General features: G+C 59.7%; 22 protein-coding genes and 1 pseudogene. 11 read left to right on the top strand and 12 right to left on the bottom strand.

Annotated features, from left to right (window positions below; translation table 11 throughout):
• Positions 1-20: 20 nt before the first annotated feature.
• Together rsmD and ACTG1P_RS11540 are read left to right on the top strand one after the other, a co-directional pair.
• Positions 21-650 (top strand): 16S rRNA (guanine(966)-N(2))-methyltransferase RsmD, encoded by a 630-nt coding sequence (rsmD, locus tag ACTG1P_RS11535; RefSeq protein ID WP_440001334.1) that lies wholly within the window; start codon positions 21-23, stop codon positions 648-650.
• Positions 634-945, top strand: coding sequence for a DUF1145 domain-containing protein (locus ACTG1P_RS11540; RefSeq protein ID WP_005342853.1), 312 nt, complete (start codon positions 634-636; stop codon positions 943-945). Before rsmD ends, ACTG1P_RS11540 begins: the two co-directional genes overlap by 17 nt.
• Before the next feature lie 853 nt (positions 946-1,798).
• Here the strand turns inward: ACTG1P_RS11540 and ACTG1P_RS11545 are convergent.
• The 5 genes from ACTG1P_RS11545 to ACTG1P_RS11565 form a co-directional block, all read right to left on the bottom strand.
• Positions 1,799-2,785 (bottom strand): helix-turn-helix transcriptional regulator, encoded by a 987-nt coding sequence (locus ACTG1P_RS11545; RefSeq protein ID WP_005339987.1) that lies wholly within the window; start codon positions 2,783-2,785, stop codon positions 1,799-1,801.
• A gap of 287 nt (positions 2,786-3,072) precedes the next feature.
• Positions 3,073-3,459 carry a SirB2 family protein gene (locus tag ACTG1P_RS11550; protein ID WP_042081419.1) on the bottom strand — a complete coding sequence of 129 codons (387 nt, stop codon included), beginning with the start codon at positions 3,457-3,459 and terminating at the stop codon, positions 3,073-3,075.
• Positions 3,456-5,312 carry a monovalent cation:proton antiporter-2 (CPA2) family protein gene (locus ACTG1P_RS11555; RefSeq protein ID WP_158110892.1) on the bottom strand — a complete coding sequence of 619 codons (1,857 nt, stop codon included), beginning with the start codon at positions 5,310-5,312 and terminating at the stop codon, positions 3,456-3,458. The genes ACTG1P_RS11550 and ACTG1P_RS11555 overlap by 4 nt, the downstream gene beginning before the upstream one ends.
• A gap of 67 nt (positions 5,313-5,379) precedes the next feature.
• Positions 5,380-5,976: a glutathione-regulated potassium-efflux system oxidoreductase KefF gene (gene kefF, locus ACTG1P_RS11560; protein ID WP_005339958.1), complete on the bottom strand. Its 597-nt coding sequence runs from the start codon at positions 5,974-5,976 to the stop codon at positions 5,380-5,382.
• Between the two features lie 101 nt (positions 5,977-6,077).
• The gene (locus tag ACTG1P_RS11565; protein ID WP_440001335.1) at positions 6,078-6,920 is read right to left on the bottom strand and encodes a LysR family transcriptional regulator; all 843 of its coding nucleotides are present in this window, start codon (positions 6,918-6,920) and stop codon (positions 6,078-6,080) included.
• Between the two features lie 142 nt (positions 6,921-7,062).
• Here ACTG1P_RS11565 and ACTG1P_RS11570 point away from each other — a divergent pair, with 142 nt between their 5' ends.
• The 6 genes and pseudogenes from ACTG1P_RS11570 to ACTG1P_RS11595 all read left to right on the top strand — a co-directional run bounded on the left by ACTG1P_RS11570 (position 7,063) and on the right by ACTG1P_RS11595 (position 15,104).
• The gene (locus ACTG1P_RS11570) at positions 7,063-7,785 is read left to right on the top strand and encodes an SDR family oxidoreductase (RefSeq protein ID WP_335877891.1); all 723 of its coding nucleotides are present in this window, start codon (positions 7,063-7,065) and stop codon (positions 7,783-7,785) included.
• An 88-nt stretch (positions 7,786-7,873) separates the two neighbouring features.
• The gene (locus ACTG1P_RS11575) at positions 7,874-8,236 is read left to right on the top strand and encodes a hypothetical protein (protein ID WP_440001336.1); all 363 of its coding nucleotides are present in this window, start codon (positions 7,874-7,876) and stop codon (positions 8,234-8,236) included.
• An 8-nt stretch (positions 8,237-8,244) separates the two neighbouring features.
• Positions 8,245-8,676, top strand: a complete 432-nt coding sequence (locus ACTG1P_RS11580) for a DUF411 domain-containing protein (RefSeq protein ID WP_201910139.1) — start codon at positions 8,245-8,247, stop codon at positions 8,674-8,676.
• A 234-nt stretch (positions 8,677-8,910) separates the two neighbouring features.
• Positions 8,911-11,063, top strand: a pseudogene (locus ACTG1P_RS11585) (S9 family peptidase).
• Positions 11,064-11,476: 413 nt separating this feature from the next.
• Entirely contained in the window at positions 11,477-12,448 is a 972-nt protein-coding gene (locus ACTG1P_RS11590) for a TAXI family TRAP transporter solute-binding subunit (protein ID WP_005339950.1), read from the top strand.
• Between the two features lie 103 nt (positions 12,449-12,551).
• The gene (locus tag ACTG1P_RS11595) at positions 12,552-15,104 is read left to right on the top strand and encodes a TRAP transporter permease (RefSeq protein WP_440001337.1); all 2,553 of its coding nucleotides are present in this window, start codon (positions 12,552-12,554) and stop codon (positions 15,102-15,104) included.
• Positions 15,105-15,627: 523 nt separating this feature from the next.
• Here the strand turns inward: ACTG1P_RS11595 and ACTG1P_RS11600 are convergent.
• Positions 15,628-16,881: a phospholipase D-like domain-containing protein gene (locus ACTG1P_RS11600; RefSeq protein ID WP_440001338.1), complete on the bottom strand. Its 1,254-nt coding sequence runs from the start codon at positions 16,879-16,881 to the stop codon at positions 15,628-15,630.
• A 73-nt stretch (positions 16,882-16,954) separates the two neighbouring features.
• Here ACTG1P_RS11600 and ACTG1P_RS11605 point away from each other — a divergent pair, with 73 nt between their 5' ends.
• Positions 16,955-17,131 (top strand): hypothetical protein, encoded by a 177-nt coding sequence (locus ACTG1P_RS11605; protein ID WP_005339947.1) that lies wholly within the window; start codon positions 16,955-16,957, stop codon positions 17,129-17,131.
• On the opposite strand, the gene ACTG1P_RS11610 is transcribed toward ACTG1P_RS11605, so the two are convergent.
• The 3 genes from ACTG1P_RS11610 to tatA all read right to left on the bottom strand — a co-directional run bounded on the left by ACTG1P_RS11610 (position 17,109) and on the right by tatA (position 19,240).
• Entirely contained in the window at positions 17,109-18,530 is a 1,422-nt protein-coding gene (locus ACTG1P_RS11610) for a transglycosylase SLT domain-containing protein (RefSeq protein WP_440001339.1), read from the bottom strand. The genes ACTG1P_RS11605 and ACTG1P_RS11610 overlap by 23 nt on opposite strands.
• 229 nt (positions 18,531-18,759) lie before the next feature.
• Positions 18,760-19,062 (bottom strand): YfcZ/YiiS family protein, encoded by a 303-nt coding sequence (locus ACTG1P_RS11615; RefSeq protein WP_440001340.1) that lies wholly within the window; start codon positions 19,060-19,062, stop codon positions 18,760-18,762.
• 16 nt (positions 19,063-19,078) lie between these two features.
• Complete coding sequence (gene tatA / locus ACTG1P_RS11620; protein WP_042057064.1) at positions 19,079-19,240, bottom strand: twin-arginine translocase TatA/TatE family subunit; 162 nt, start codon at positions 19,238-19,240, stop codon at positions 19,079-19,081.
• Between the two features lie 276 nt (positions 19,241-19,516).
• On the opposite strand from tatA, the gene ACTG1P_RS11625 reads away from it, so the two are divergent.
• Entirely contained in the window at positions 19,517-20,485 is a 969-nt protein-coding gene (locus ACTG1P_RS11625; protein WP_440001341.1) for a LysR substrate-binding domain-containing protein, read from the top strand.
• A 75-nt stretch (positions 20,486-20,560) separates the two neighbouring features.
• Here the strand turns inward: ACTG1P_RS11625 and ACTG1P_RS11630 are convergent, their stop codons facing one another.
• Both ACTG1P_RS11630 and ACTG1P_RS11635 read right to left on the bottom strand, forming a co-directional pair.
• Complete coding sequence (locus ACTG1P_RS11630; protein ID WP_040069536.1) at positions 20,561-21,160, bottom strand: YhgN family NAAT transporter; 600 nt, start codon at positions 21,158-21,160, stop codon at positions 20,561-20,563.
• Positions 21,161-21,259: 99 nt separating this feature from the next.
• Positions 21,260-21,505, bottom strand: coding sequence for a YecH family metal-binding protein (locus ACTG1P_RS11635; protein WP_005357633.1), 246 nt, complete (start codon positions 21,503-21,505; stop codon positions 21,260-21,262).
• Positions 21,506-21,714: 209 nt separating this feature from the next.
• Here ACTG1P_RS11635 and ACTG1P_RS11640 point away from each other — a divergent pair, with 209 nt between their 5' ends.
• Complete coding sequence (locus ACTG1P_RS11640) at positions 21,715-22,998, top strand: dicarboxylate/amino acid:cation symporter (protein WP_440001342.1); 1,284 nt, start codon at positions 21,715-21,717, stop codon at positions 22,996-22,998.
• An 11-nt stretch (positions 22,999-23,009) separates the two neighbouring features.
• Here the strand turns inward: ACTG1P_RS11640 and ACTG1P_RS11645 are convergent, their stop codons facing one another.
• On the bottom strand, positions 23,010-23,324 hold the full coding sequence (locus tag ACTG1P_RS11645; protein WP_005339933.1) for a putative signal transducing protein: 315 nt from the start codon (positions 23,322-23,324) through the stop codon (positions 23,010-23,012).
• Positions 23,325-23,326 lie beyond the last annotated feature (2 nt).

Below are 23,326 nucleotides of genomic sequence, written 5' to 3' on the forward strand. Positions count from 1 at the left end.
TTTTCTGACGATGAAACGCGATGCCCAGAGTGAAATCCAGCCGTAGCAACCCGAGCAAAAGCCCTGTCCCTCAAGGAAAATCAGGCTTTGTAAGAATCATCAGCGGCCAGTGGCGAGGCCGCAAATTGCCGGTCAAGGATGTGGAAGGGCTCAGACCCACCACGGATCGCGTCAAGGAGACCATCTTCAACTGGCTGGCTCCCCACATCCGCGGCACCCGCTGCCTCGACCTGTTTGCCGGCAGCGGCGGCCTAGGTCTGGAGGCGCTGTCGCGCTACGCCGAGCAGGTAACCCTGATCGAGATGGACAGAGGGGCGGCAGAGCAGATCAAAAAGAATCTGGCCACTCTCGGCAGCACACAGGGTCAGGTATTCCAGACCGATGCAGTGAGCTGGCTGCAAGGCCCGGCCACGCCGTTTGATCTGGTGTTCCTCGATCCACCGTTTCGCCGCGAGCTGCTGCCGCAGGTGTGCGAACTGCTGGAGCAGCGCGGCTGGCTGGCAGCGGACGCCCTCATCTATCTGGAGCGGGAAAAAGAGATGGCCGATCTGGCGCTGCCCGCCAGTTGGCAACTACTCAAGGACAAACAAGCAGGTCAGGTCTGTTATCAACTCTATCTACGGGAGGTAAACAATGAAGCGGGTCTTTAATCTGTTGGCGATGGGGCTGATACTGTTCTTCTGGTTTGGCGTACTGGTGAGCCTGATTGCCCCGCTACCCGGCAAACTCAACGGCTTTCTGCCGGTCTGTGGCGTGATCGTCGCCCTGCTGCACTGGCTGCAGGCCAGCATGATCAAGGCAGCTTGCAAACGCTACTTCGCTGTCACCAAGGCCGAATTTGTCACTGTGCTGATCTTTGGTGTGTTTGGCATGGTCGACATTCGTCAGCGCCTGCAAGAGATCGTCAACGCCGCCCAGCGCGGCAATCTCTCGGACAAACCATAAAAGAAAAGGGGACGGCGGTAGCCGTCCCCTAGAGTCGTGTCGTCCTGTCCGTAGAACTGCAATGCTCCCTGCAATCCCTGACGTTATCCTAATCCTTTGGAATATCCCCTTTCCAATCCGTTGGCGTGTCCTGCGGCGTCCTGGCCTGGCAATTCATCCTGAACTGCTTCCCTGTCTCCATCCTGGAGGTGTCCATTACCACGTCCTGTGGGGTTCCTTGCGTCTTCCTGACAGATAACCATCCGGGTTATCTCACTTCATCCTGAAGTATTCCTCTCGCATCCGGCGAGGTCCTGTTCATCCTGAAGAACGAGGCTCCATTCGTTCTGCTCTCATCCCGAGAGTGTCCTGCCGCATCCCGCGGTGTTCCTTTATTCATCCGTGACGATAACCATCCTGATTATCGAACTCATCCTGAGGTGTCCCTTGTCCACATCCTGCGGACTATTCCATCTTTATGCGCTACCCTGCATCCTGCCGGACCAGCTCCGTCCTTGTGAGACCCATACTAAGGAAATGCGCACCCCGAACAAGGGCCATCCGATGATAAAGATCCGATGCAGCTCCCATTCAAAAATACGAACTTAAAAACTAACCCTTTAATATCAGTCATTTATTTAGTTTCACAGGAAAGCTCGATCATTCTGGCATGGCTTCGCGTACGGCTCAAAGCGCCAGCCTCTTACAGTCGCTATGGCAGATCTCTTACACGGGTTTCGCCCCCAAAAACGGGGCAGGAAAACGGTTTAATCCTGTCGTTAAGACTTAAAAATTAGTTGAATAAATATGCTTAAAAAAGCAGCAAAAAAAGAGCCGAGACCAGGCTCGACTCTTCAGCATTCCAATTTTTTAATCAGCTCAAACGATTGGCCGGATTGAGATAGGCCTTGCGCAGCGATTCCGGTGCCAGCACCTCGAGTTCACCGCCGATGTTGTTCAACCAGCTGCGAAACTCCGGAGTGTCCTGCACTTCGGTCTCCACCACCACGCTGCGCTTGTCATAGCGGGTCATGCGCGGATTGTTGCCGGGGATCTGGTTATCCACCAGCGACTGGCTGTTGGCATCGATCCGGCCGACGAAGCGGATCGGGCCGCTCACATCCTGATAGCCCTGATCGCGGATCAGCTTCTGGATATTGAAATCCTTCGGCTGGGTGGCGCTGAAGTTGGTCAGCTCCACATTCTTGATATGGTCGAACGGAATGCCGTAAACCTTGGGATCCAGCTCGGACAGAGTGCAGAGCAGGATCGGACCGTCCGGCTGATTGAGAATGCCGAGCGGGTTGATACGGTCGTAGCAGAGCCATACGGTGCGCTCTTTGATCACGCGCTGGATCTCGGCACTGAACTTGCGACCACGCCAGAGCGCATCGCGGATCAGGGTGCTGCGGCGGATCTCCGGGTTGCCAGCAAACGGACGCGGTGACTGGTGCACACTCTCCAGCCAGCGTTCGGCCAGTTCACTCTGGCTGTCGCGGATCACCTGGCTCGCCTTGTCGACCAGCGGATTCAATTCGGTCAGTACACTCGCCGGCAACAGTTGGCTCGCCTGATCACTCCAGGTTTTCAGGGCCACCGCCAGCGAGAGCGGCATGATATTGGCAAAGTCGTTGAGGCCGTGGCGCTCGAAGCACCAGCCATGGGGTTTGCTGCGCTCGTCCGAGGTGAGGTCGAACAGTCCCATGCCGGACATCTCTTCCAGGTCCCGTTGCACGGTACGCAGACTGACGTGGATGCCTTCCTCTTCCAGTTTTACCTGGAGTTGGCTGGCGGTCAGCTTGTAAGGGCGGTGCGGGATGCAACGCGCCAAGGTCAGTTGTCGTAACAGCTTCTTGCTCATGGTGCTTGCCTTCACTGGTTTAGCGTTGACTGTATGCTAGTCGTGACTTGCGACAGTCTATGTCGCAAGTTTTGCTGCGACAACTGTCGCCATTTTCATACAAAACACACTAAGTGATTGATTTATAAAGACAATACACTCAAAAAAGGAGCCGCTAGAGGCTAAAATTAGCCAAAAATCCCTCAAATGAAAGTTCTATGTTGCGATTTATTGTCAGCATAAAACTCCGATTAATTAATTCATCTCAGAATATGATTTCAGGGGAGAGCATGACTCTCCCCTTTTGCTCACATCAGCCACGACCAGGCTGACTTGGTGATGGCCGCACCGACCATGTAGCCAAACACCGCCAGCGCCGCCACACCGGCCACCAGCTTCTGACCGCGGGCCGGGCGCTTGAGCGCCATGACACCCAGACCGATATAGAGCACCAGTGCAATCAGCTTGGCCATCAGCCAGGGTTGTTGACCCGGGCTCAACTGCAAGGCCACCGCCAGCAACACACCAAACAGCAGCAGGAAGGTGTCGTTGATATGCGGCAGGATCTTCAGCCACTTCTGCTGCAACCGATCGCTGCCAGCAAGCGCCAGACTCCAGCGATAGATAAAGAGCAGCAGACTGACCAGCGCCAGCGTCATATGCAGGTGTTTGAACATGGGATAATAGGCAATCATTTTGCTTCCTTGTCGTCGTCGGGTAGCCCGCTATTCCAGTTGTGGGCATGGATACGCTCCTGCCCCTCCTCGTCGTCTTGCAACAGATCGGAGAGGATCTCCCGGTATTGCAGGCTCTTGTTGATATAAGTGTGTTCGTCGTCCAGATAGTTGACCTGCTCGCGCAACAACCAGTTATCGTGCTGCTTGAAGGTCTGCCCCGCCCGCCAGGCCTGGTTGGCCCGAAAACCGAGCTGGGTCAGGGCTTCCACCCCCAGATCGACCGCCGAGCCCAGGGTTTCCCGGTGCACGCTCTCGACCCCGTGGCGCAGGATCTCGTGGGCATGGGGTCGATCCAGCGCTCGCGCCAGGATCTTCAGGTGCGGGAAGTGCTTCTGCACCATCTCGATCACCGCCAGCGAGGTAGCCGGATCGTTGATGGAGAGCACCAGCAGCTTCGCCTTGTGCGCCCCTGCGGCATGGAGCAGATCGATCCGGCTGGCATCGCCATAGAAGACCTGATAGCCATACTTGCGCAGGGTCTCTATCTGGCTGGCATCCTGCTCGAGGATGGTGGTGCCGATGCCGTGACCATGAAGCAGACGCCCCACGATCTGACCGAAGCGGCCGAAGCCTGCGATGATCACCGGATGCTCCACCAGCTCAGGTTGCTCATGCTGCGGTGCGTCGCTCTGGTTACGGTAATCGAACCAGGGCTGGATCACCCGATCGTTGAGGATCAGCAGCAGTGGGGTGAGCGCCATGGAGAGCGCTACCACCAGCGTCAGCAGCGAGATGGTCTCGCCGGGCAGCACCCGGTTCTGGGCGGCAAACGAGAAGAGCACGAAGGCAAACTCACCGCCCTGTGCGAGCGCCAGCCCGAAGGTCCAGCGTTGACTCGGCGAGATGCGGATAATGAAGCCGAGCGCCATCAACACCAGCCATTTGAGCACCATCAGGCCAACCACCAGAGTGGGTATCAGGAAGGGGTGTTCGGCAAACAGCCCGAAGTCGATCCCCGCCCCCACCGACATAAAGAACAGGCCGAGCAGCAAGCCCTTGAACGGCTCTATGTCGGCCTCCAGCTCATGGCGATATTCGCTGTCGGCCAGCACCACCCCGGCGAGGAAGGAGCCAAGAGCAGGCGAGAGGCCCACTGACTCCATCAGCACCGCAATGGCGATCACCAGCAGCAGGGCGGCGGCGACGAAGATCTCCCGCATATGGGACTGGGCGATGGCACGAAACACCGGCCGCATCAGGTAGTGGCCACCCAGCACTATGCCTGAGATGGCCGCCACCACCAGCAGACCGTGCTGCCAACCCGCCAGCTCGGAGCCGCCATTGCTGGCGACCGGCGCCATGGCCAGCAGCGGCAGGATCGCCAGGATCGGAATGACCGCAATATCCTGAAACAGCAGCACCGCAAAGGCGGAGCGACCACTCTCGCTCTGCATCAGCTTGCGCTCCTGCAGGCTCTGCAACACGATGGCGGTGGAAGAGAGTGCCAAAATGAGGCCGATGGCCAGCCCCTGTTGCAACGGCAACCCAATCAGGTGCGCCACGCCGGTCAGTGCCGCCGTAGTGAGCAGCACCTGCAGGCCGCCGGTGCCGAGGATCGGCCCCTTCAGCTGCCACAAGAGGGCCGGACGCAATTCAAGACCGACCAGAAACAGCATCAGCACCACGCCAAACTCGGCGAAGTGCATTACATCCTTCTGCTCCCCCACCAGCCCCAGCAGAAAGGGGCCTATGATGATCCCCGCCAGCAGATAGCCGAGCACCGAACCCAGCCCCCAGCGCTTGGCCAGCGGCACCGCGATAACGGCGGCAGAGAGATAGATAAAGGCATCAAACAGGATCCCGTGGCCCATCAGTCAGCCCTCCGTGTGAAGGTTTGATCCGGCTCATGCGCTCGGCCAACAAGCTGCCCGTATTTCATCAAAGCACCTCCAGCAAGTCGCGCAGATAAGGACGCCCGGCCAGCTGCTCCGGGGTCAGCTGATCGTCACGCAGGGCACAGAGCAGCTGGCGGTAATCCTGCCCGCAGCGGCGCAGGGCGGCGGGATCCTTGATCTTGTGAAAGGAGTGCAGCACGAAAGGGGGCAGCCAGTTCATGCCGCACAAGGTGGCCGCCTGCTGAAATGGCAGCAGAAAATCGAGCAGCGGTCGGCTGTTGTACCCCTCGCTGCAGTAGGACTCCGGCGCCCCGCCGGTGGTGATGGCGCTCAGCCACTGCTTGCCCTTGAGGGCGTGGGCTTCAGGGCCGTAGGCATAGCCATACTCCAATACCAGATCCATCCACTCTTTCATGATGGCCGGGCAGGAGTACCAGTAAAACGGGTGCTGGAAGACGATGATATCGTGCTCACAGAGCAGCGCCTGCTCCCGCTTCACATCGATGAACATGTCGGGATAGTGCTGGTAGAGGTCGTGAACCGTGACCCCCTCCAGCCCCTCAATCGCCTGTAACAGCTGCTTGTTGGCCCGCGAGCTCTGCAGCGCGGGATGGGAAAAAATAACCAGAATGCGTTTCATGACCACATCACCCGAACAAAGCCTTGCGGTGCAAGGCGAGGTAAACAGAAAAGGGGAGTCTGGGGAGCTACATCGTAAAGGTGCACAGGAGAGCGACCTTATCAGGAAGCGCCATAGCCTGCCAACTCGGGGATCAACTCCCGCAGCGCCGGATTGAGGGTCTGGTGGGCGGGATAGCAGAGCCCAATCCGGCGAAACATCCGCGGCCCGCTCACCGGCAGGGTACAGAGCCCCGCCTCATCCTCGACCAGCCCGTCCGGCAGAAAACTGATGCCGACTCCCGCCAGCACCAGCGCCATCACCAGCCCCTTGCTCTCGGCCTTGGCCACCAGATTGAGGGTAAGCCGGTCACAGGCCAGCAGGCCGATAGTCTGCTGATGGGCTTCGCAGGGCGGGCACTCAATAAAATCATAATGTTGCAGCTCGGCCAGCTCGATCCTTTCGCGACTTGCAAGGGAATGGTCGACCGGCACGCAGAGCACGTAATCCTCCTCCCACAGCGGCAGGAAGATCTCGTCCTCCCGGCGCAGGGCATCCAGCGTCAAGCGGCAGTCGGCGGGTGTGGTGTAGTCGGAGAGGGTGAGATCCAGCTGCGGCAACACGCGCTGTACTTGCTGCAGCAGCCCGGCCACCCGACGGCGACTCAAGTCCGGCATGATGGCGATATTGAGCCTCGCACGCGTCGCTTTCTGGCGAAACAGCTCCGGCAGACGACGCGCCTCCTCCACCAGCTTGACCGCGTGAGGATAGAGATAGTGGGCCGGATCTTTCGCCACCACCCCTTTCTTGCCCCGGACAAACAGGCTGTCACTGAGCGCCTCTTCCAGCTGGCGCAGTCCCGCCGAGAGGGAGGGCTGGCTGACGTGGCAGCGCTCGGCCGCCGCCGTGATGTTCTTCTCTTCATAGATGGCGATGAAGAAACGCAGCAATCTCAAGTCCAGCATAAACCAACCATAGTTTTTTCAGATGATAACCAGCGGAAAACAATATTTATCACTTATAGATGCAGTGACTATAGTGATTGAGTTCCGTGCTGGCCAGCCACCCGTTTGCTCAAACCGACTCTTGAATCAGAAGGAAAGACCCATGTCCAAATCTCTCGTCGTGATCACCGGCGCCTCCGCCGGGATCGGTGCTGCCATCGCCCGTGCCTTCTCTGCCGCAGGTCATCCGCTGTTGCTGCTGGCCCGCCGGGTCGAGCCGATGCAGGCACTGAACCTGCCCGATACCCTCTGCATCGGGGTCGATGTAACCGACACCGCTGCCATGAAGGCCGCCGTCCAGCAGGCAGAAGCCAAATTTGGCCCGGTCGGCTGCATGGTCAACAACGCCGGTGTCATGCTGCTGGGTCAGGCCGATGTGCAGGATCCCGCCGAATGGCAGCAGATGCTCAACATCAACGTGATGGGGGTACTGAACGGCGTCCACGCTGTGCTGGCAGGCATGAAGGAGCGCCGCAGCGGCACCATCATCAACATCAGCTCCATCGCCGGTCGCAAGACCTTCCCGAACCATGCAGCCTACTGCGCCACCAAGTTCGCCGTCCACGCCCTGACCGAGAACATCCGCGAAGAGGTGGCCGATGTCGGCGTGCGGATGGTGACCATAGCTCCGGGCGCAGTCGAGACCGAGCTGCTCAGCCACACCACTGACGAGAACATCAAGGCCGGTTACCACGACTGGAAAGATCAGATGGGCGGCGTCATCGCGCCGGAAGTGATCGCCGACGCGGTGCTCTACGCCTGGAACCAGCCTGCCAACGTCTGCGTGCGCGAGATCGTGCTGGCGGCGACCCGTCAGCAACCTTAATCCGGGCTGACTGACACCATGGGGAGGGCTTGACCCTCCCCCGGGGCACAGGGTTACCATGTGCCCCTTGCTATTTTCGAGTCATTCCATGGTTCTCACCCGTCGCCAACTCGCTCACGCCCGTCGCTGGCTCCCCTTGTGGAGTCTGGTGTTGGTGTTGATGTCGTTTGGCAGCCGGGCCGCAACCGACCTCTGTACCCTGACCACCCACTGCAGCCAGAGCGAACGCACGCTGGAAAAAGCGATGCCCTGCGGCAGCTTTACCACCGCACTCTCGATGACGCTGGTGGGCAGCGACAGCCTGACGGTCGCCGTGCTGGAACCGGATACCCCCGAGTTCGCCTCCCCCTCTCTCTATATGCCGGACGCCCCGTGCGAGCGGCTCGAACGTCCCCCTCGCCCCCAGAATCTGAAATTCATCCCGTATCGGGCATCTTTTCTTTCAATCTGAGGTGAGTGATGTACAAACCCCTGTTACTGGCCATGCTGGCCGGTACCGTCAGCTTTTCGGCTCTCGCAGCCGAGAAGATGACCGTCTACAAATCCAAATATTGTGGCTGCTGCCAAAGCTGGAACGAGCACATGGAGCAGAATGGCTTCGAACTGGAGGTCATCGAAACCGAACAGCTCGGCGCAGTGAAGCAGCAATACGGTATCGCGCCGGAACTGGCCTCTTGCCATACCGGTATCGTAAATGGCTATGTGATCGAGGGGCATGTACCGGCCACCGATGTGCAGAAGCTGCTCAGGGAAAAACCGGCGATCCGTGGCCTGACCATTCCGGGCATGCCCCAGAGTGCACCGGGCATGGATATTCCGGGCCATCCCTATGAGGTACTGAGTATCAGCAACGAGGGCGCGACCAACCGCTGGTCGAGCTACCCAGGCTGACGAAAACTGGTCATGAGAGGGCACTCCCATATCATGTGAGGCACACCTGAGCGGACTCTTGCCGCTCATGGCCAGAAAGAGGGCCGCTATCGCGAGATAGCGGCTTTTTTTGATTACATTTCCTGCAATAACAAGGGATTGCTTGCAACCACCGGCAACAAGGGGCAGATTTAACGCCAATTCATGGAGCCGATGCTCAGGTCTACCAACCCTTTCCAGCGCCAAGGATGCGACATGTTTACCTTTTCCCGAGGAGTTCTGCTGCTAGCCTTTCTGACAGTTCTCCCCCCACTTATGCCAATGAAGAGCCCGCCATGCTGACAAGCGAACATCCAATCCAGCCGCCCGTGGCCGCCAAACATCCCCGCACCCTGAAAAAACACGGGGATAGCCGCATCGACAACTACTACTGGCTGCGCGACGACCAGCGTCAGGCGCCGGAAGTATTGCAATACCTTGAGGCCGAGAACGCCTATACCGAGGCCATGCTCAAGCCGACCCAGCCACTGCGCGAACAACTCTATAAAGAGATGGTCGCCCGCATCCCCCAGCAGGATGAGTCGGTGCCCTATGTGAAAAACGGCTACCGCTATCAGACCCGCTATGAGCCGGGCAAGGAGTACGGGATCTACTCGCGCACCAAGCTTGGCGAAGAGCAGGCGAGCCTGCTGCTCGACAGCAACCTGCGGGCTGAAGGGCACGAGTTCTATGCCCTCGGCGCCCTTGAGGTGAGCCGCAACAACCGCTGGCTGGCGGTGGCGGAAGATTTCCTCTCCCGTCGTCAGTACCAGATCCAGTTCCTCGATCTGGAGAGCGGCCAGTGGGCCACCGACAAACTGGAAAATACCTCCGGCAATCTGGTGTGGGCCAACGACAACAAGACCGTCTTCTATGTGCGCAAGCACCCGCAGACCCTGCTGCCCTATCAGGTCTATCGCCACACGCTCGGTACGGATCCGGCCACGGACAAGCTGGTCTATGAAGAGAAAGATGACTCCTTCTACATCAGCCTCTACGCTACCACTTCGGAAGATTTCATCGTCATCGCGCTCTCCAGCACCACCACCGGCGAAGCACGGCTGATCGATGCCAACCAGCCGGAGCACGCCCCCCGCCTGTTCCTGCCCCGTCAGGTGGATCACGAATACAGCCTGGATCACTACCGCGGCCGCTTCTATGTGCGCTCCAACAAGGATGGCAAGAACTTCGGCCTCTACGAGACCAAAGAGAGCCCGGTCGATCGCTGGAAGGCGGTGATCGCCCCCAATCCGGACGTGCTGCTGGAGAGCTACGCCCTGTTCAAGGATTGGCTGGTACTGGAAGAGCGCAACAAGGGGCTGACCCGACTGCGCCAGATCAACTGGCAGAGCGGTGACGAGAAGGAGATCGCCTTCGACGATCCCGCCTATGTCACCTGGCTCGCCTACAACCCGGAGCCGGATACCAGCGCCCTGCGCTATGGCTACTCCTCCATGACCACCCCCGCCTCCACCTATGAGCTGGATATGGCGACCGGCAAGCGCACCCTGCTCAAGCAGCAGCCGGTGGCCGGCTTCAAGGCCGACCAGTACGCCAGCGAGCGGCTCTGGGTGACCGCCCGCGACGGCGTATCGGTGCCGGTGTCGCTGGTCTATCGCAAGGACAAGTTCAAGAAAGAGCAGGCCGATGCGCCCAAGAATCCGCTGCTGGTCTATGGCTATGGATCCTACGGCTCCAGCATGGATCCCGACTTCAGCAGCTCGCGCCTGAGCCTGCTGGACAGAGGCTTCGTCTACGCCATCGCCCATATCCGGGGTGGCGAAGAGCTGGGCCGTCACTGGTACGAAGATGGCAAACTGCTGAAAAAGCAGAACACCTTCAATGACTTTATCGATGTCACCAAGGCGCTGGTGGAGCAAGGCTACGGTGCCAGGGATCAGGTCTACGCCATGGGCGGCAGCGCCGGTGGTCTGCTGATGGGGGCGGTCATCAATCAGGCGCCCGAACTCTATCGCGGCGTGGTGGCGCAGGTGCCGTTCGTCGATGTGGTCACCACCATGCTGGACGAGTCCATTCCCCTCACCACCGGGGAGTATGACGAGTGGGGCAACCCGAACCAGAAGCGCTACTACGACTACATGAAGAGCTACAGCCCCTACGATCAGGTGAAGGCGCAAGCCTATCCCAACCTGCTGGTCACCACCGGACTGCACGACTCGCAAGTGCAGTATTGGGAGCCCGCCAAGTGGGTCGCCAAGCTGCGCGAGCTGAAAACGGATGATAACAAGTTGTTACTGAACACCGACATGGACGCCGGCCACGGCGGCAAGTCGGGCCGCTTCAAAGCCTACGAGGATATCGCGCTGGAATACGCCTTTATCCTGGATCTGGCCACCCCGGCCAACTGATCCATTATGACCTTGGCCCTTGTCATTCAAGGGCCGCATAAGAATCCTCTCGTAGTTTTTCCCTCTTCCATTTCCCTTCATATCAAATTAATCTTCGGCAAGAAAATGAATGATCGAGGTCATGTTTCTCAAGATTTAACTCCGCTATTTTGCCATTTCGTTTGATTTATGTTGGGTGAATGTGCTTAATCGGAGTGCTTGCAACTTTTTATTTGGCCCCTCAGGGGCCAATTTATCTTCGACCGACAGGAGGTCGGTAGCCTCACCACAGGATGAGGGTGACTGCCGGAAAGGGGGTGATCAACTCCCCCGCTTTCGCGCAACGAGAAGAGCGGGCAAGCCCGGCGCAGAACGGGATTGCCATCAATTTATCCGGGGATCGGATAAACAAAATCAAAGAAAAGGGAGAAAAAATGAAAGGATTAACTTTGGCATGCGCCCTGTCGGCGGCTCTGGTCGGTGTCTCATTCGGTGGTCCGGTACAAGCGCAGGAGCGTTTCGTGACCATAGGCACCGGCGGTCAGACTGGCGTCTACTATGTCGCTGGCCAATCCATCTGCCGCTTCCTCAATCGCGGCGCCGCCGATCACCAGATCAAGTGCAACGCTCCGGCCAGTGGCGGTGGTGTTGCCAACGTCAACGGCATCCGCAGCGGTGAATTCAACTTCGGCATCATGCAATCCGACCACCAGTTCAAGGCGATGAAGGGGCTGCCGCCGTTCCAGGCCGAAGGGGCCATGGACGACATGCGCGCCGTCTTCTCCCTGCAGAGCGAGGTGTTCACCATCCTGGCTCGCCGCGATGCCAAGATCGCCAGCTTCGACGATCTGAAAGGCAAGCGCGTCAACATCGGCAACCCGGGCTCCGGCCAGCGTGACACCATGGAAGAGATCATGGCGGTCAAAGGCTGGAAGAAGGGTGACTTCGGTCTGGTCTCCGAGCTGAAGCCGGCCGAACAGGCCTCCGCCCTCGGTGACAACAACATCGACGCCATGAGCTACTTCGTCGGTCACCCGAACGGTGCCATTCAAGAAGCCTCCACCACCACTGATGCGGTACTGGTACCTGTGACCGGCGCCGACATCGACAAGCTGCTGGCCGAGAAGAGCTACTACAGCAAGGCCGAGATCCCGGGCGGCATCTACAAGGGCAGCGACAAGCCGACCCCCTCCATCGGTGGCAAAGCGGTGCTCTCCACCAGTGCCAAAACCGATCCGGAAGTGGTCTATCAGCTGGTCAAGTCGGTGTTCGACAATCTGGATCGCTTCAAGCGCCTGCACCCTGCCTTTGCCGACCTGAAAGAGGCCGATATGATCAAGGTGGGTCTCTCTGCACCGCTGCATGAAGGGGCTGCCCGCTACTACAAAGAGCGCGGCTGGCTCTGATTGAAGGCCCCGGGGCCTTTGTCACTCTCTTCGACACCCGTCTGCCGCCTGATTGCGGGGGCGGGTGTCGCTCTTGTTGTACTCGTTGGCACAAGTTAACCCTATGCAAGATAAACAACTCTCTACCGAGGAACTGATCGCCCAGGATGTGGGCGCTCGCCTGCCGCTGGGCATCATGGGCTGGCTCATCACCGCGCTGGCGCTGGCCTGGTCGCTGTTCCAGCTCTGGATCGCCTCGCCACTCCCCTTCATGGTGGGGTTTGGCGTACTCAATGACACCGAAACCCGCTCCATTCACCTCACCTTTGCCCTGTTGCTCGCTTTTCTGGTGTTCCCGGCATTTCGCTCCTCGCCGCGGGATCGGGTCCCACTCGGCGATATCGCCCTCGGTCTGATCGCTGCTGGCGCCGCCTCTTACCTGTTCGTGATGTATGAAGCGCTGGCGCTGCGTCCCGGCACCCTCACCACCGCCGATCTGGTGACCTCCTGCATCGGCATTCCGCTGCTGCTGGAAGCGGCGCGCCGCGCCCTGGGGCCGGCACTTGCAGTCATCGCCATCGTCTTTCTGATCTACAGTCTGGCGGGCCCCTGGATGCCGGGACTGCTGGCACACCGCGGGGTAGGCTTTACCGCGCTGGCCAACCACCAGTGGATCACTACCGAAGGGGTGTTCGGCATCGCCCTTGGCGTCTCCACCAGCTTCGTATTCCTGTTCGTGCTGTTTGGCGCCCTGCTGGAGCGGGCCGGCGCAGGTCACTACTTTATCCAGCTCGCCTTCAGCCTGCTCGGTCACCTGCGTGGCGGCCCGGCCAAGGCGGCAGTGGTCGCCTCCGGCCTGACCGGCCTGATTTCCGGCTCGTCGATTGCCAACGTGGTGACCACCGGCACCTTCACCATCCCGATGATGAAGAAGGTGGGCTTCAGTTCAGAGAAAGCGGGGGCGGTGGAAGTGGCCTCCTCGGTCAACGGCCAGATCATGCCACCTGTGATGGGGGCTGCGGCTTTCCTGATGGTCGAATACGTGGGCATCCCCTATGTGGAGATCATCAAGCACGCCTTCCTGCCTGCCGCCATCTCCTATATCGCGCTGCTCTACATCGTCCATCTGGAGGCGCTGAAACTGGGCATGCAGCCCATCGGCAACCATCAACCCAAACCCTGGCTGCGCCGCCTGACCGGTTTTGCCTTTGGCGCGGCCCTTATCAGCGGCCTGTCGCTGGCGGTCTACTATGGCCTCGGCTGGCTCAAACCTGCGCTGGGTGACTACGCCCTGCCGGGGATCTCGGTACTGCTGGCTGCCACCTATGTGGCCCTGTTGAAGATCGCCGCCAGCAATGAACCGCTGCCTGCCGAAGATCCCGACAAGCCGCTCACCGAGCTGCCCAATACCCGCGCCGTGCTGCTCTCCGGCCTGCACTTCCTGCTGCCGGTGGTGGTACTGGTGTGGTGCCTGATGGTGGAACGCCTCTCACCGGGGCTGTCGGCCTTCTGGGGTACCGTGATGCTGGTGATCATCCTGCTGACCCAGCGCCCGCTGCTTAACTGGCTGCGCAAGGACGGCAAGCACGACTACGGCACCATCGCTGACGGCGTGGTGGATCTGCGGGAAGGGCTGGTTGCCGGTGCCCGCAACATGATCGGTATCGGCATTGCCACCGCCACTGCGGGGATTATCGTGGGTGCGGTCTCCCAGACCGGGGTCGGTCTGGTGCTGGCGGATCTGGTGGAGTTCCTCTCCATGGGCAACCTGCTGCTGATGCTGCTGCTCACCGCCCTGCTGAGCCTGATCCTCGGTATGGGGCTGCCGACCACGGCCAACTACATCGTCGTCTCCAGCCTGCTGGCGCCGGTGGTCGTGACGCTGGGGCAGCAAAACGGGCTGATCGTGCCGCTGATCGCGGTGCACCTGTTCGTCTTCTACTTCGGCATCATGGCGGATGTGACGCCGCCGGTGGGGCTGGCCTCCTTCGCGGCAGCCGCTGTCTCCAAGGGCGATCCCATCAAGACCGGGATCACCGCCTTCTACTACAGCCTGCGTACCGCAGCGCTGCCGTTCCTGTTTATCTTCAACACCGATCTGCTGCTGATCGACGTGGACTTCGCCCACGGGGTGCTGATCTTCATCGTGGCGACCATCGCCATGCTGATCTTCGCCGCCGCCACTCAGGGCTGGTTCCTGGTGAAGAGCCGCTGGTACGAGAGCGTGCTGCTGCTGCTGGTCGCCTTTACCCTGTTCCGCCCGGGTTTCTGGATGGACATGGTGCACGACCCCTATCGCGAAACCCCGCCTGCCCAGCTGGCCCAGACCATGGGTGAAGTGGAGGCGGAGAGCACCCTGCGGCTGCGGATCCTCGGTGAAGATGCAGTGGGCAAGCCACGCAAGTTCACCCTGCTGGTCGCCGTACCGGATGGGGCAAATGGCGAAGAGCGGCTGGCCAATCTGGGGCTGAGCCTCTATGAACAGGATGGCAAGACGCTGATCGACAACGTCGCCTTTGGCAGCCCGGCCGCCACCATGGGGCTGGAGTTCGATCAGGAGATCCTCACCGTCAAGGCGCCCACCGATCGCTGGCGCAAGGAGTGGATGTGGATCCCGGGCTTCCTGCTGTTCGGAATGATCGTCTGGCTGCAGCGTCGCCGCAGCAAGGCTGGTTAATCCACCGGGCAGATGAGACAGAGGGCCGCTTATTGCGGCCCTCTTTTTATTGCCTTGCCCTCTGCGGCTCTTGCGATGAGCAACAGTCATGGAAAAAGGTAAACGGTGGCGAGCGGCCAAAAAAAGTGGGGTGACATGTCCATGTCACCCCCTCGCAAATAGCATGTTCCATATTGGAGTCCGGCCACACCGGGTCTCTGTTCCACTTTCCGATAGTTCGCGACCCATCTTAAGTGCGCGCCAATTGCAGCGATGCAACTGGCCAGCTACCCATTACAACCTTCGTCCACACGGCAGACAAGCCACCGTGTTTGTCCTTGCAACTGAAATATTACGCATAAAAACAAAATAAAAAACGTTTTTATGCTAATTCCATTCACATCTGAGTACAAAAAACAGCCTTATCATCACCACTAAATTGTTATAAAACAGCAAGATATATTCATGCATGGTTATTCACCCGCAAAGGACATCAGCAATGGCTTACAAGGCTTTGCGAGATCTCGCACAAAAAATGGCCGCCTCACAGCCAACGCCGCAGTGGCAACCAGTCGCTCAGGCGGGCCATTAGCCGCCTTGGCCACCCATCGGGCTTGCGCGGCGATCCATCGGCCTGCTCCTGCCAGCGAGCCAGCCACGTTCGCAGCGCCTCGCAGATCGGCGGGCAGTGCAGATGCAACATCAGCTCGGTATTGAGAAACAGCGAGCGGGGATCGAGGTTGAGGCTGCCAAACAGTGCCCGCTCCTGCCCCAGCAGGATCAGCTTGGCGTGCAGGCTGCCGTGACCATGATCAAACTCGGCAACCCGGATCCCGCGGCGCTGCAACCAGCCGAGATAGCGCTGATAGGCGCCATAGACCAGCGGCACATCGGTGCTAGCCAGCGAGTTGGTGAGAATGTCGATGGCGACTCCCTGCTGGCGCAGCCGCGCCAGACGGTGCCGAAACCCGCGGGTCAGGATGAGGTAAGGGGTCACCAACCCCAGCGAGCCAGGATTGTCAGCCAACTGGCGCCACAGCTGACGGGCGGTGGTGGGGCGGGAGATCAGCCCCTTGCCGGGACGGTCGAACCACACCTCGGCCCACCCCTCATGCCACTGCAGCGGCAAATCGCTCTCGTCAAACAGCGCCACAGGCAGATCGTAGACCGTCGCCACCGTCGGATCCGTCATGGTGAACAGGAAGTCGTTGACCACCTCTATTTCGGCGGGCAGCAGCTCGCGGCGCAGCAGATGGCGGATGGGGTGACTCCAGCGGCTGTGCCAGAACTGCTCGAACCCCTGCGCCATCTGCTGGCACAGCCCCCCCTGACAGGCGAGATCGAGATCCACGAAGGGGGCCTTCGGATCCAGACCGAAGTAGCGATCGCCGATGTTGCGCCCGCCGATCAGCGCCAGCTTGCCATCCACCAGCAGCAGTTTGTTGTGCATCCTGTGGTTGATGCGGCGAAAGCTGAGCAGCCCCTCCAGAAACAATGCCAGCGGGCGCCAGCCCCGCAGCCAGAAGGGGTTGAACAGCCGCACCTCGATCCCGGGGTAGTGAGCCACCATCTCCAGAAAGCGGTTGTCACCGGCATAGAGATCATCCACCAGCAGCTGCACCTTGACGCCACGCCGGGCGGCGTGAAGCAGCTCGCTCAGCAGCAGCTTGCCGCTGCTGTCCTCCTCCCAGCTGTAGTACTGCGCCTGGATCCGCTCGCGGGCATGACGGATCCAGTGACAGCGCACCTTGAGCGCCAGCAGGGGATCATCGATCAGGGCAAAGGATCCGGGGATCATGGTGTCATCCTGCTGTCATGGCCGGGTGTCATAACGCTGGCGAGCCTCTTCACATATTCAAAAGGAGTTGCTGATGGAACTGCATGATACCCCGATGTTGCGCTATCTGGGCCAGCTCAGCCAGCCAGATCTCATCCCGGCCACCGGCCCCGCCCACTGGTTTTTGCAACACAGGGACGGTGGCTGGCAGTTGCCGACCGTGCAGGCGACCCTGCCGGTCAACCGGCTCAGGGCTGAGCCGCTTCGATAGCGGCAGCCTTGCCCTCGAGCTGGGGCAGGCTGAAACGATAGGCCACGTAGTACTTGTAGATGGTGCCAACATAGTTGATCGGCCCCTGTCCGACTTCGTTGGCCACCAGCTGATCCACGTTGCCGAACCAGACGTTGGGATCGAACCCCAGCTTCTCCGCCTTGCCTCGCAGCGCCTGCACCCGGTTCGGCCCGGCGTTGTAGGCGGCGAGGGCAAACAAGTGGCGGTTGAGCCGATCCAGCTTGGGATCATTGAAGTAGGTATCGAGGATCAACCGCATGTAGCGGCAGGCAGCCTCCACATTTCCCTCCAGCGTGGTGAGTCTGGCGCCGTTGATGCCGACTTCCCGCCCCGTACTGGGCAGCAGTTGCATGAGACCCACGGCCCCCTTGGGCGAACGCGCCTTGGGATTGAGGCCGGACTCCTTGTAGCCAAGCGCCGCCAGCATCAGCCAGTCGAGATCGTATTGATTGGCGTACTTCTCCAGCACCTTGCGAATGGTTGCGAGACGCCCCATGGGATCCGGTGCCAGGATATTGCTCATCTGATCGCTGCGAACCAGCAACCGGCGCAGGGTCATGTCACTGTAAAGGCTGTTGCGGCTGACACTCGCCAGATAGCCATTGACCGCCTTGAGCAGCTCGGGGCTGTTCTTGCGCAGCGCCCAGGCGCTGGTGCCGTTGCTGCGCAGGGGGATCAACTTGTGAGCCTTGAGGCCGGAGATCATGCCACCCAGCCAGATCCGCCCCTTGTAGCTGTCGGTCACCGTCAGGGGAATAATGCCGGCGGCAACCATCTCCAGCAGATCGCCATCCTGCAGGTATTCGGGCACCGTCTCGATATAGACGGGGGGCAGCCCCAGCTCACGAAACAGCCAGTTGAGCTGACGCAGACTCTCGTAGTAGCTGGAGCTGGCGCGCACCCAGACCCGCCTGCCGGAGAGCTGGGTAATGCGGTTGAAGGCGGGCAGGCTGTTCTGGCTCACCACCCACTCCTCGATGGAAGAGATGAGCGGCCGGGAGAAGGCCACCTGTTCACGCCGGGTCGGGGTCACCGTCATGGTCGCCGCAACCAGATCGCCGCGCCCCTCGGTCAGATAGTCCAGCAGCTTGTCCTGACGCACCGGGATGTAGACCACCTTGAGTTTGACCTTCTCTTTGGCGAGATAGGTCTTGTTCAGCCAGCGTTCGAACCCTTGCAGCTGATTGACCAGAATGCCGTACTGGGCGCCGCGATCGAGAAAATAGAAGCCGCGCTCATAGACCACCAGAGCCCTGAGTTCGCGCTTTTGCAGAATGCTTTCGAGGTCCCCGGGTTGGGGCAGACGCTGTGGCTTGAGTTCTGCCGCCAGCAGGGGAAAACAACAGAGGGCCAGCAGAGCCCAGATCCAGCGTCGCATCACGATGGCTGCCCCTGTGCAGAGGTCACGCCTGCTGCCTGTTGGTAGCACGGATCACGATAGAGGGTGGGATTGGGGGCAGAGATCCATCGCTGCGTCATGATGTTTACGCCTTCTGTTGGCCGACTCGCGCCGGGCAAAAACGTCTGTGGGATAGAGTAACTATAGAACGCAGACCCACAGCAGAAGGGTCAACACGGCAGGCAAACCTGCCGCGTCATCAGACAACTCAGATAGAGCGGGCCCGCATTTCGAAAATCAGTTTTTCGGCAGTGCAGGTGAATTGCAGGCGGGCTTTCAGGATCACGCCGTTGGCGCCATGGGTCAGTTCGCTGCTCACTTGAGCTTCGGCAGTGATCTGCTTGGCCAGTGCTTCATAGGCAGCCAGCTTGGCGCGGGCATCAGCCTCGGCCGCGGCTTCAATAACCAGATCCATCACATCGTCGCCTTCGCCGATGATGGTGCCGATCTCGGCAAAACAGCCGCAGCTGTCACAGGTTTCGTTCAGTTCAACTTTCTCGTCTACAGACATTTTCTACTCCTACTGCTTATTTCGGATGATTTGCGTCGTCACGCATCGCCTTGCGAAAATCTTTGATGGCGGTACCCAGATCCTCACCTGCACCGGCAAGACGCTTGCTGCCGAAGACCAGCACAACGACCAGCAAGAGGATCAACATATGCCAGATATGAATTCCACCGAGTCCCATAGGGATACTCCCTCACAAAGAGATATCTGTTACTTGTATCAAAATAGAGCGCAGGGATTGTTGGGCAAAATCAAGGCAGGTGCAAGTGAGCAAATAAATCATAGCCAAAAAATAGGGCGACCCTGAGGTCGCCATATTGATTGTGCTACATGTCCCCTCAACCGCTACATCCTGTACCAGTGGTTCATGCGAACCTGAGACCATTCGAGGATAAGATCGCCAAGATATGAAAACAAATGGTATAAATTCATCTTAGAATTGAAGAGGATTCATATCATGCTGCTGGAACAACTGGGTCGCATCGACCTCAATTTGCTGATTATCCTGCAGGTGCTGCTGGAAGAGCGCAACGGCAGCAAGGCGGCACGCCGCCTTCATCTGAGCCAGTCCGCGGTCAGTAAAGCCCTCGGCCGTCTGCGCGATACCTTCAATGATCCCCTCTTTATCCGCTCTGCCTACGGGCTGGAACCCACCGGCCGCGCCCTTGCGCTGCAACAGCAGTTGCAACCCATCCTGCTGTCGCTGGATAACCTGATCCAGCCGCCCGAGTTTGACCCCGCCAGCTCGGAGCGGGAGTTCGTCATCGCTAGCATGGACAGCGCCTTTACCCTGTTTGCCCCGCTCTACCTGAGCGAGCTGAAGCGGCAGGCACCAAGGATCCGCTTGCGCTACGAGGAGTGGACCGAAAACAGTCTGACCGAGATGAGTCAGGGACAGGTGGACATCGCCTTCGCGGTGCGGGAGAACTGCATCAGCTCCGATTACCGGCTCGACACCCTGCCCGACAGCATCTGTCAGCGAGTGCTGGCGGTCGATGATCTCACCTGTCTGGTGCAGCAGCACCACCCTGCGCTGCGGGAGCCCAACTGGAATCTGGAGCACTACCTCAGTTATCCCCATGTGCAGACTTACTGCGAGGGGCGGGATCGCTGGATGCTGGATCACAAGCTGGCGGAGCAGGATCTCTACCGACGTATCGAGGCGACCGTGCCCTCCTTCGAGGCGGCGCTGCGGATGGGGATGCACTCCGACATGATAGTGACGCTCTCCAAGCTCTACGCCCGCCACGCCACCCAGGTCTATCCGCTGTTGCAACTGCCGCTGCCCATCGGGCTGGACAGCATCTCCCATCTGCTGATCTGGCATCAGCGTCACAGCGAAGATCCGGGTCACAGCTGGCTGCGGGAGCTGTTGCTCTCCCTCATCATGAGCAAACTGGAACCCGCAGCGACCACACACGGGTAACGGCACACCTACTCGGCGGCACAAAAAACGGGGCTCTGCGTAGCCCCGTTTCATTTATTTCGGCGTGCACACAGATCAGCCCTGGCCGGTCACTGCCAGATAGTGATGTACGCCATCAAGCAGCATCTGCACCGAGATCATCACCAGCAGCATGCCCATTAGCCGCTCCACCGCAGTGAGTCCCCGCTCACCCAGCAGCTTGTTGAATACCTCGTAGAACATCAGGATCACCGCGCTGGCGGCCCAGGCCATAAAGAGCGCCAGCGACCAGTCCACCATCCGACTGGGCTCCTGATTGGCCAGCAGCATCAAGGAGGCGAGGATCGAGGGGCCGGCAATCATCGGGATCGCCATCGGCACCAGGAAGGGCTCCTCGCCCGCCGCCAGCCCGGTCACGCCCCCTTCACTCGGGAAGATCATCTTGATGGCGATCAGGAACAGGATAATGCCCCCCGCAATGCTGACCGCCTCCTGCCGCAGGTTGAGGAAGCCGAGGATCTGCTGACCGACGAACAAGAACAGCATCATGATGGCCAGCGAGAAGAGCAGCTCGCGCACCATCACCTTGCGACGTCGCTTGGGATCGATATGACGCAGGATAGAGAGGAAGACCGGCAGGTTGCCCAGCGGGTCCATGATCAGAAACAGCATGACTGCGGCAGAGAAAGTATCCATACAACGCCCGGGCTACGCCCTGAATAGGGAAAAGAGAGGGGGCGAAATATAGCAAAGGGCGAAGAATTGAGCGAGCGCCATGATGCGCTCGCAGCGGGATTAACCGTGGTTGCAGATCTTGTCGGCACGGGTCTGGAAACCCTCGGCCGAGTCGATGAATTTGCCGCGAGCAGCCAGAAAGTCGATCAGCGCTTCCGCATCCATCTCGCTGGCGCTGCAGGTATGAAAACGGGCCTCGGCACCGAACCGCTCGGCCATCGCCTGTTTCAGGCTGGCACGGGTAAATTGCCCCCCTTGTGCCAACATCATCTCCATCACTTCGTGACCATGAACCGATTGCGACATCTCTCACCTCAATAATGAACATATTTAATGCCAATTAAATATCTCCCCGCCCGGAGGGATCTTGATATAGGCCAATAAATTGCGCATTACCTGGTCAGGGGAGTGGTCACCGCCACCGCTTTGTCGATAATGTGGCAACCCGCGTTAGGGATCGCTACACTGGCGCCCCTTTTTGGCCATCGCAGACAATGTATAAGGATATTGGCGTCATGCTGTTCCATGGAGAGGCTCTCAAGCCCTGGCAGATCTGGACCCGCCGACCACTCTGGCTCAAGACCCTGATCGGCATGCTGACAGGGGTGGGTCTGGGCGTCGGTTTTGAAGAGCAAGCCCTGCTGCTCAAGCCCCTTGGCGTCTTGTTCGTCAACACCATCCAGATGCTGATGGTGCCCCTTATCTTCTGCTCGGTCATCGCCGGTCTCACCTCGCTGCTCAAGGGCAAGGCCCTCGATCGCATCGGCAGCAAGGCGATCTGCCTCTACTTCTGCTCGACCGCCATCGCCATCTGCATCGGCCTGATGATGGGCTGGCTGCTGGAACCCGGCATGGGTGCCGACATGGGCCCCTATGAGCGGGTCGGTATGTCGGAACCACCCACCCTGGCCAGCGTGCTGAGCCATCTGGTGCCGAGCAACCCGGTACAGGCGATGGTGGATGGCAAGATCCTGCAAGTAATTGTCTTTGCGGTGGCGCTGGCGGTCGCCCTCAATGCCAGCGGTCGCCGTGGCCGCCCCGCCATCCTCTTCTTCACCTCGCTGGCCGAGGGGATGTTCAAGCTGACCCAGATGGTGATGGCGCTCGCCCCTTACGGTGTCTGCGCCCTGATGGCCTGGATGACCGGCAAGTACGGTCTCGACCTGCTGCTGCCGCTGCTCAAGGTGATCGGCGCCGTCTACCTCGGCTGCCTGCTGCACGTGCTCGGGGTCTATAGCACCCTGCTGCTCTTGCTGGCACGGCTCAATCCACTGCACTACTTCAAGAGCATCGTCGATGCTCAGGCGGTGGCCTTCACCAGCAGCTCCAGCAGCTCTACCCTGCCCATCAGTCTGGCCTGCGCCGAGAAGCGGCTGGGAGTCTCACCCGCCATCACCGCCAAGGTGCTGCCCATCGGCGCCACCATCAACATGGATGGCACCGCCCTCTATCAAGGAGTCACCGCGCTGTTCGTAGCTCAGGCATTCGGGGTGGACCTGCACATGGTCGATTACCTGACCATCATCAGCATCGCCACCCTGGCCAGTATCGGCACCGCAGGCACCCCGGGCACCGGGCTGATGCTGCTGACCCTGACCCTGACGGCGGTCGGTCTGCCGCTAGAAGGCGTGGCACTGATTGCAGGCATTGACCGGATCCTCGACATGGCGCGCACCACGGTCAATGTATCGGGGGATATTCTGGTGTCGGTGCTGATCGCCCGCAGCGAAAACGAGCTGGATCTGGCGATCTATCATGATGCCAGCGCGGGGGAAGATATCGAGTTCCCGCCGCGCTAGCGGAAGAAAGCTCAGCTGTCGTGGGGATCGTGATGACAGCGCCAGCAGACGTCGAAGTTGGCGCCGTTCTCCTCCCCGCACTGGCCGCACAGCCAGCCGTTACCCTGACGCTGCTGGTAACGCTCGATGACCCGTCCTGCCTTGCTGCGATCCTCGGCCCGCACCATCAGGGTCACCTGCAACATGTCGACAGGCAGTTCGCCAAGGGCGCCTGACAGCCCCTCGCCATTGAGGCGCACCAGCACCCCTTCCGCCTCCAGCGCCCCTTTCAACGCGTGCGCCTCCAGGGTGTGTGAGGCGCGATAGAGATTGATCCAGTTATCCATAG

Origin of the sequence: Aeromonas sp. 11P, assembly GCF_051920165.1 — a bacterium.
GTDB classification, from domain to species: Bacteria; Pseudomonadota; Gammaproteobacteria; order Enterobacterales; family Aeromonadaceae; genus Aeromonas; species Aeromonas veronii.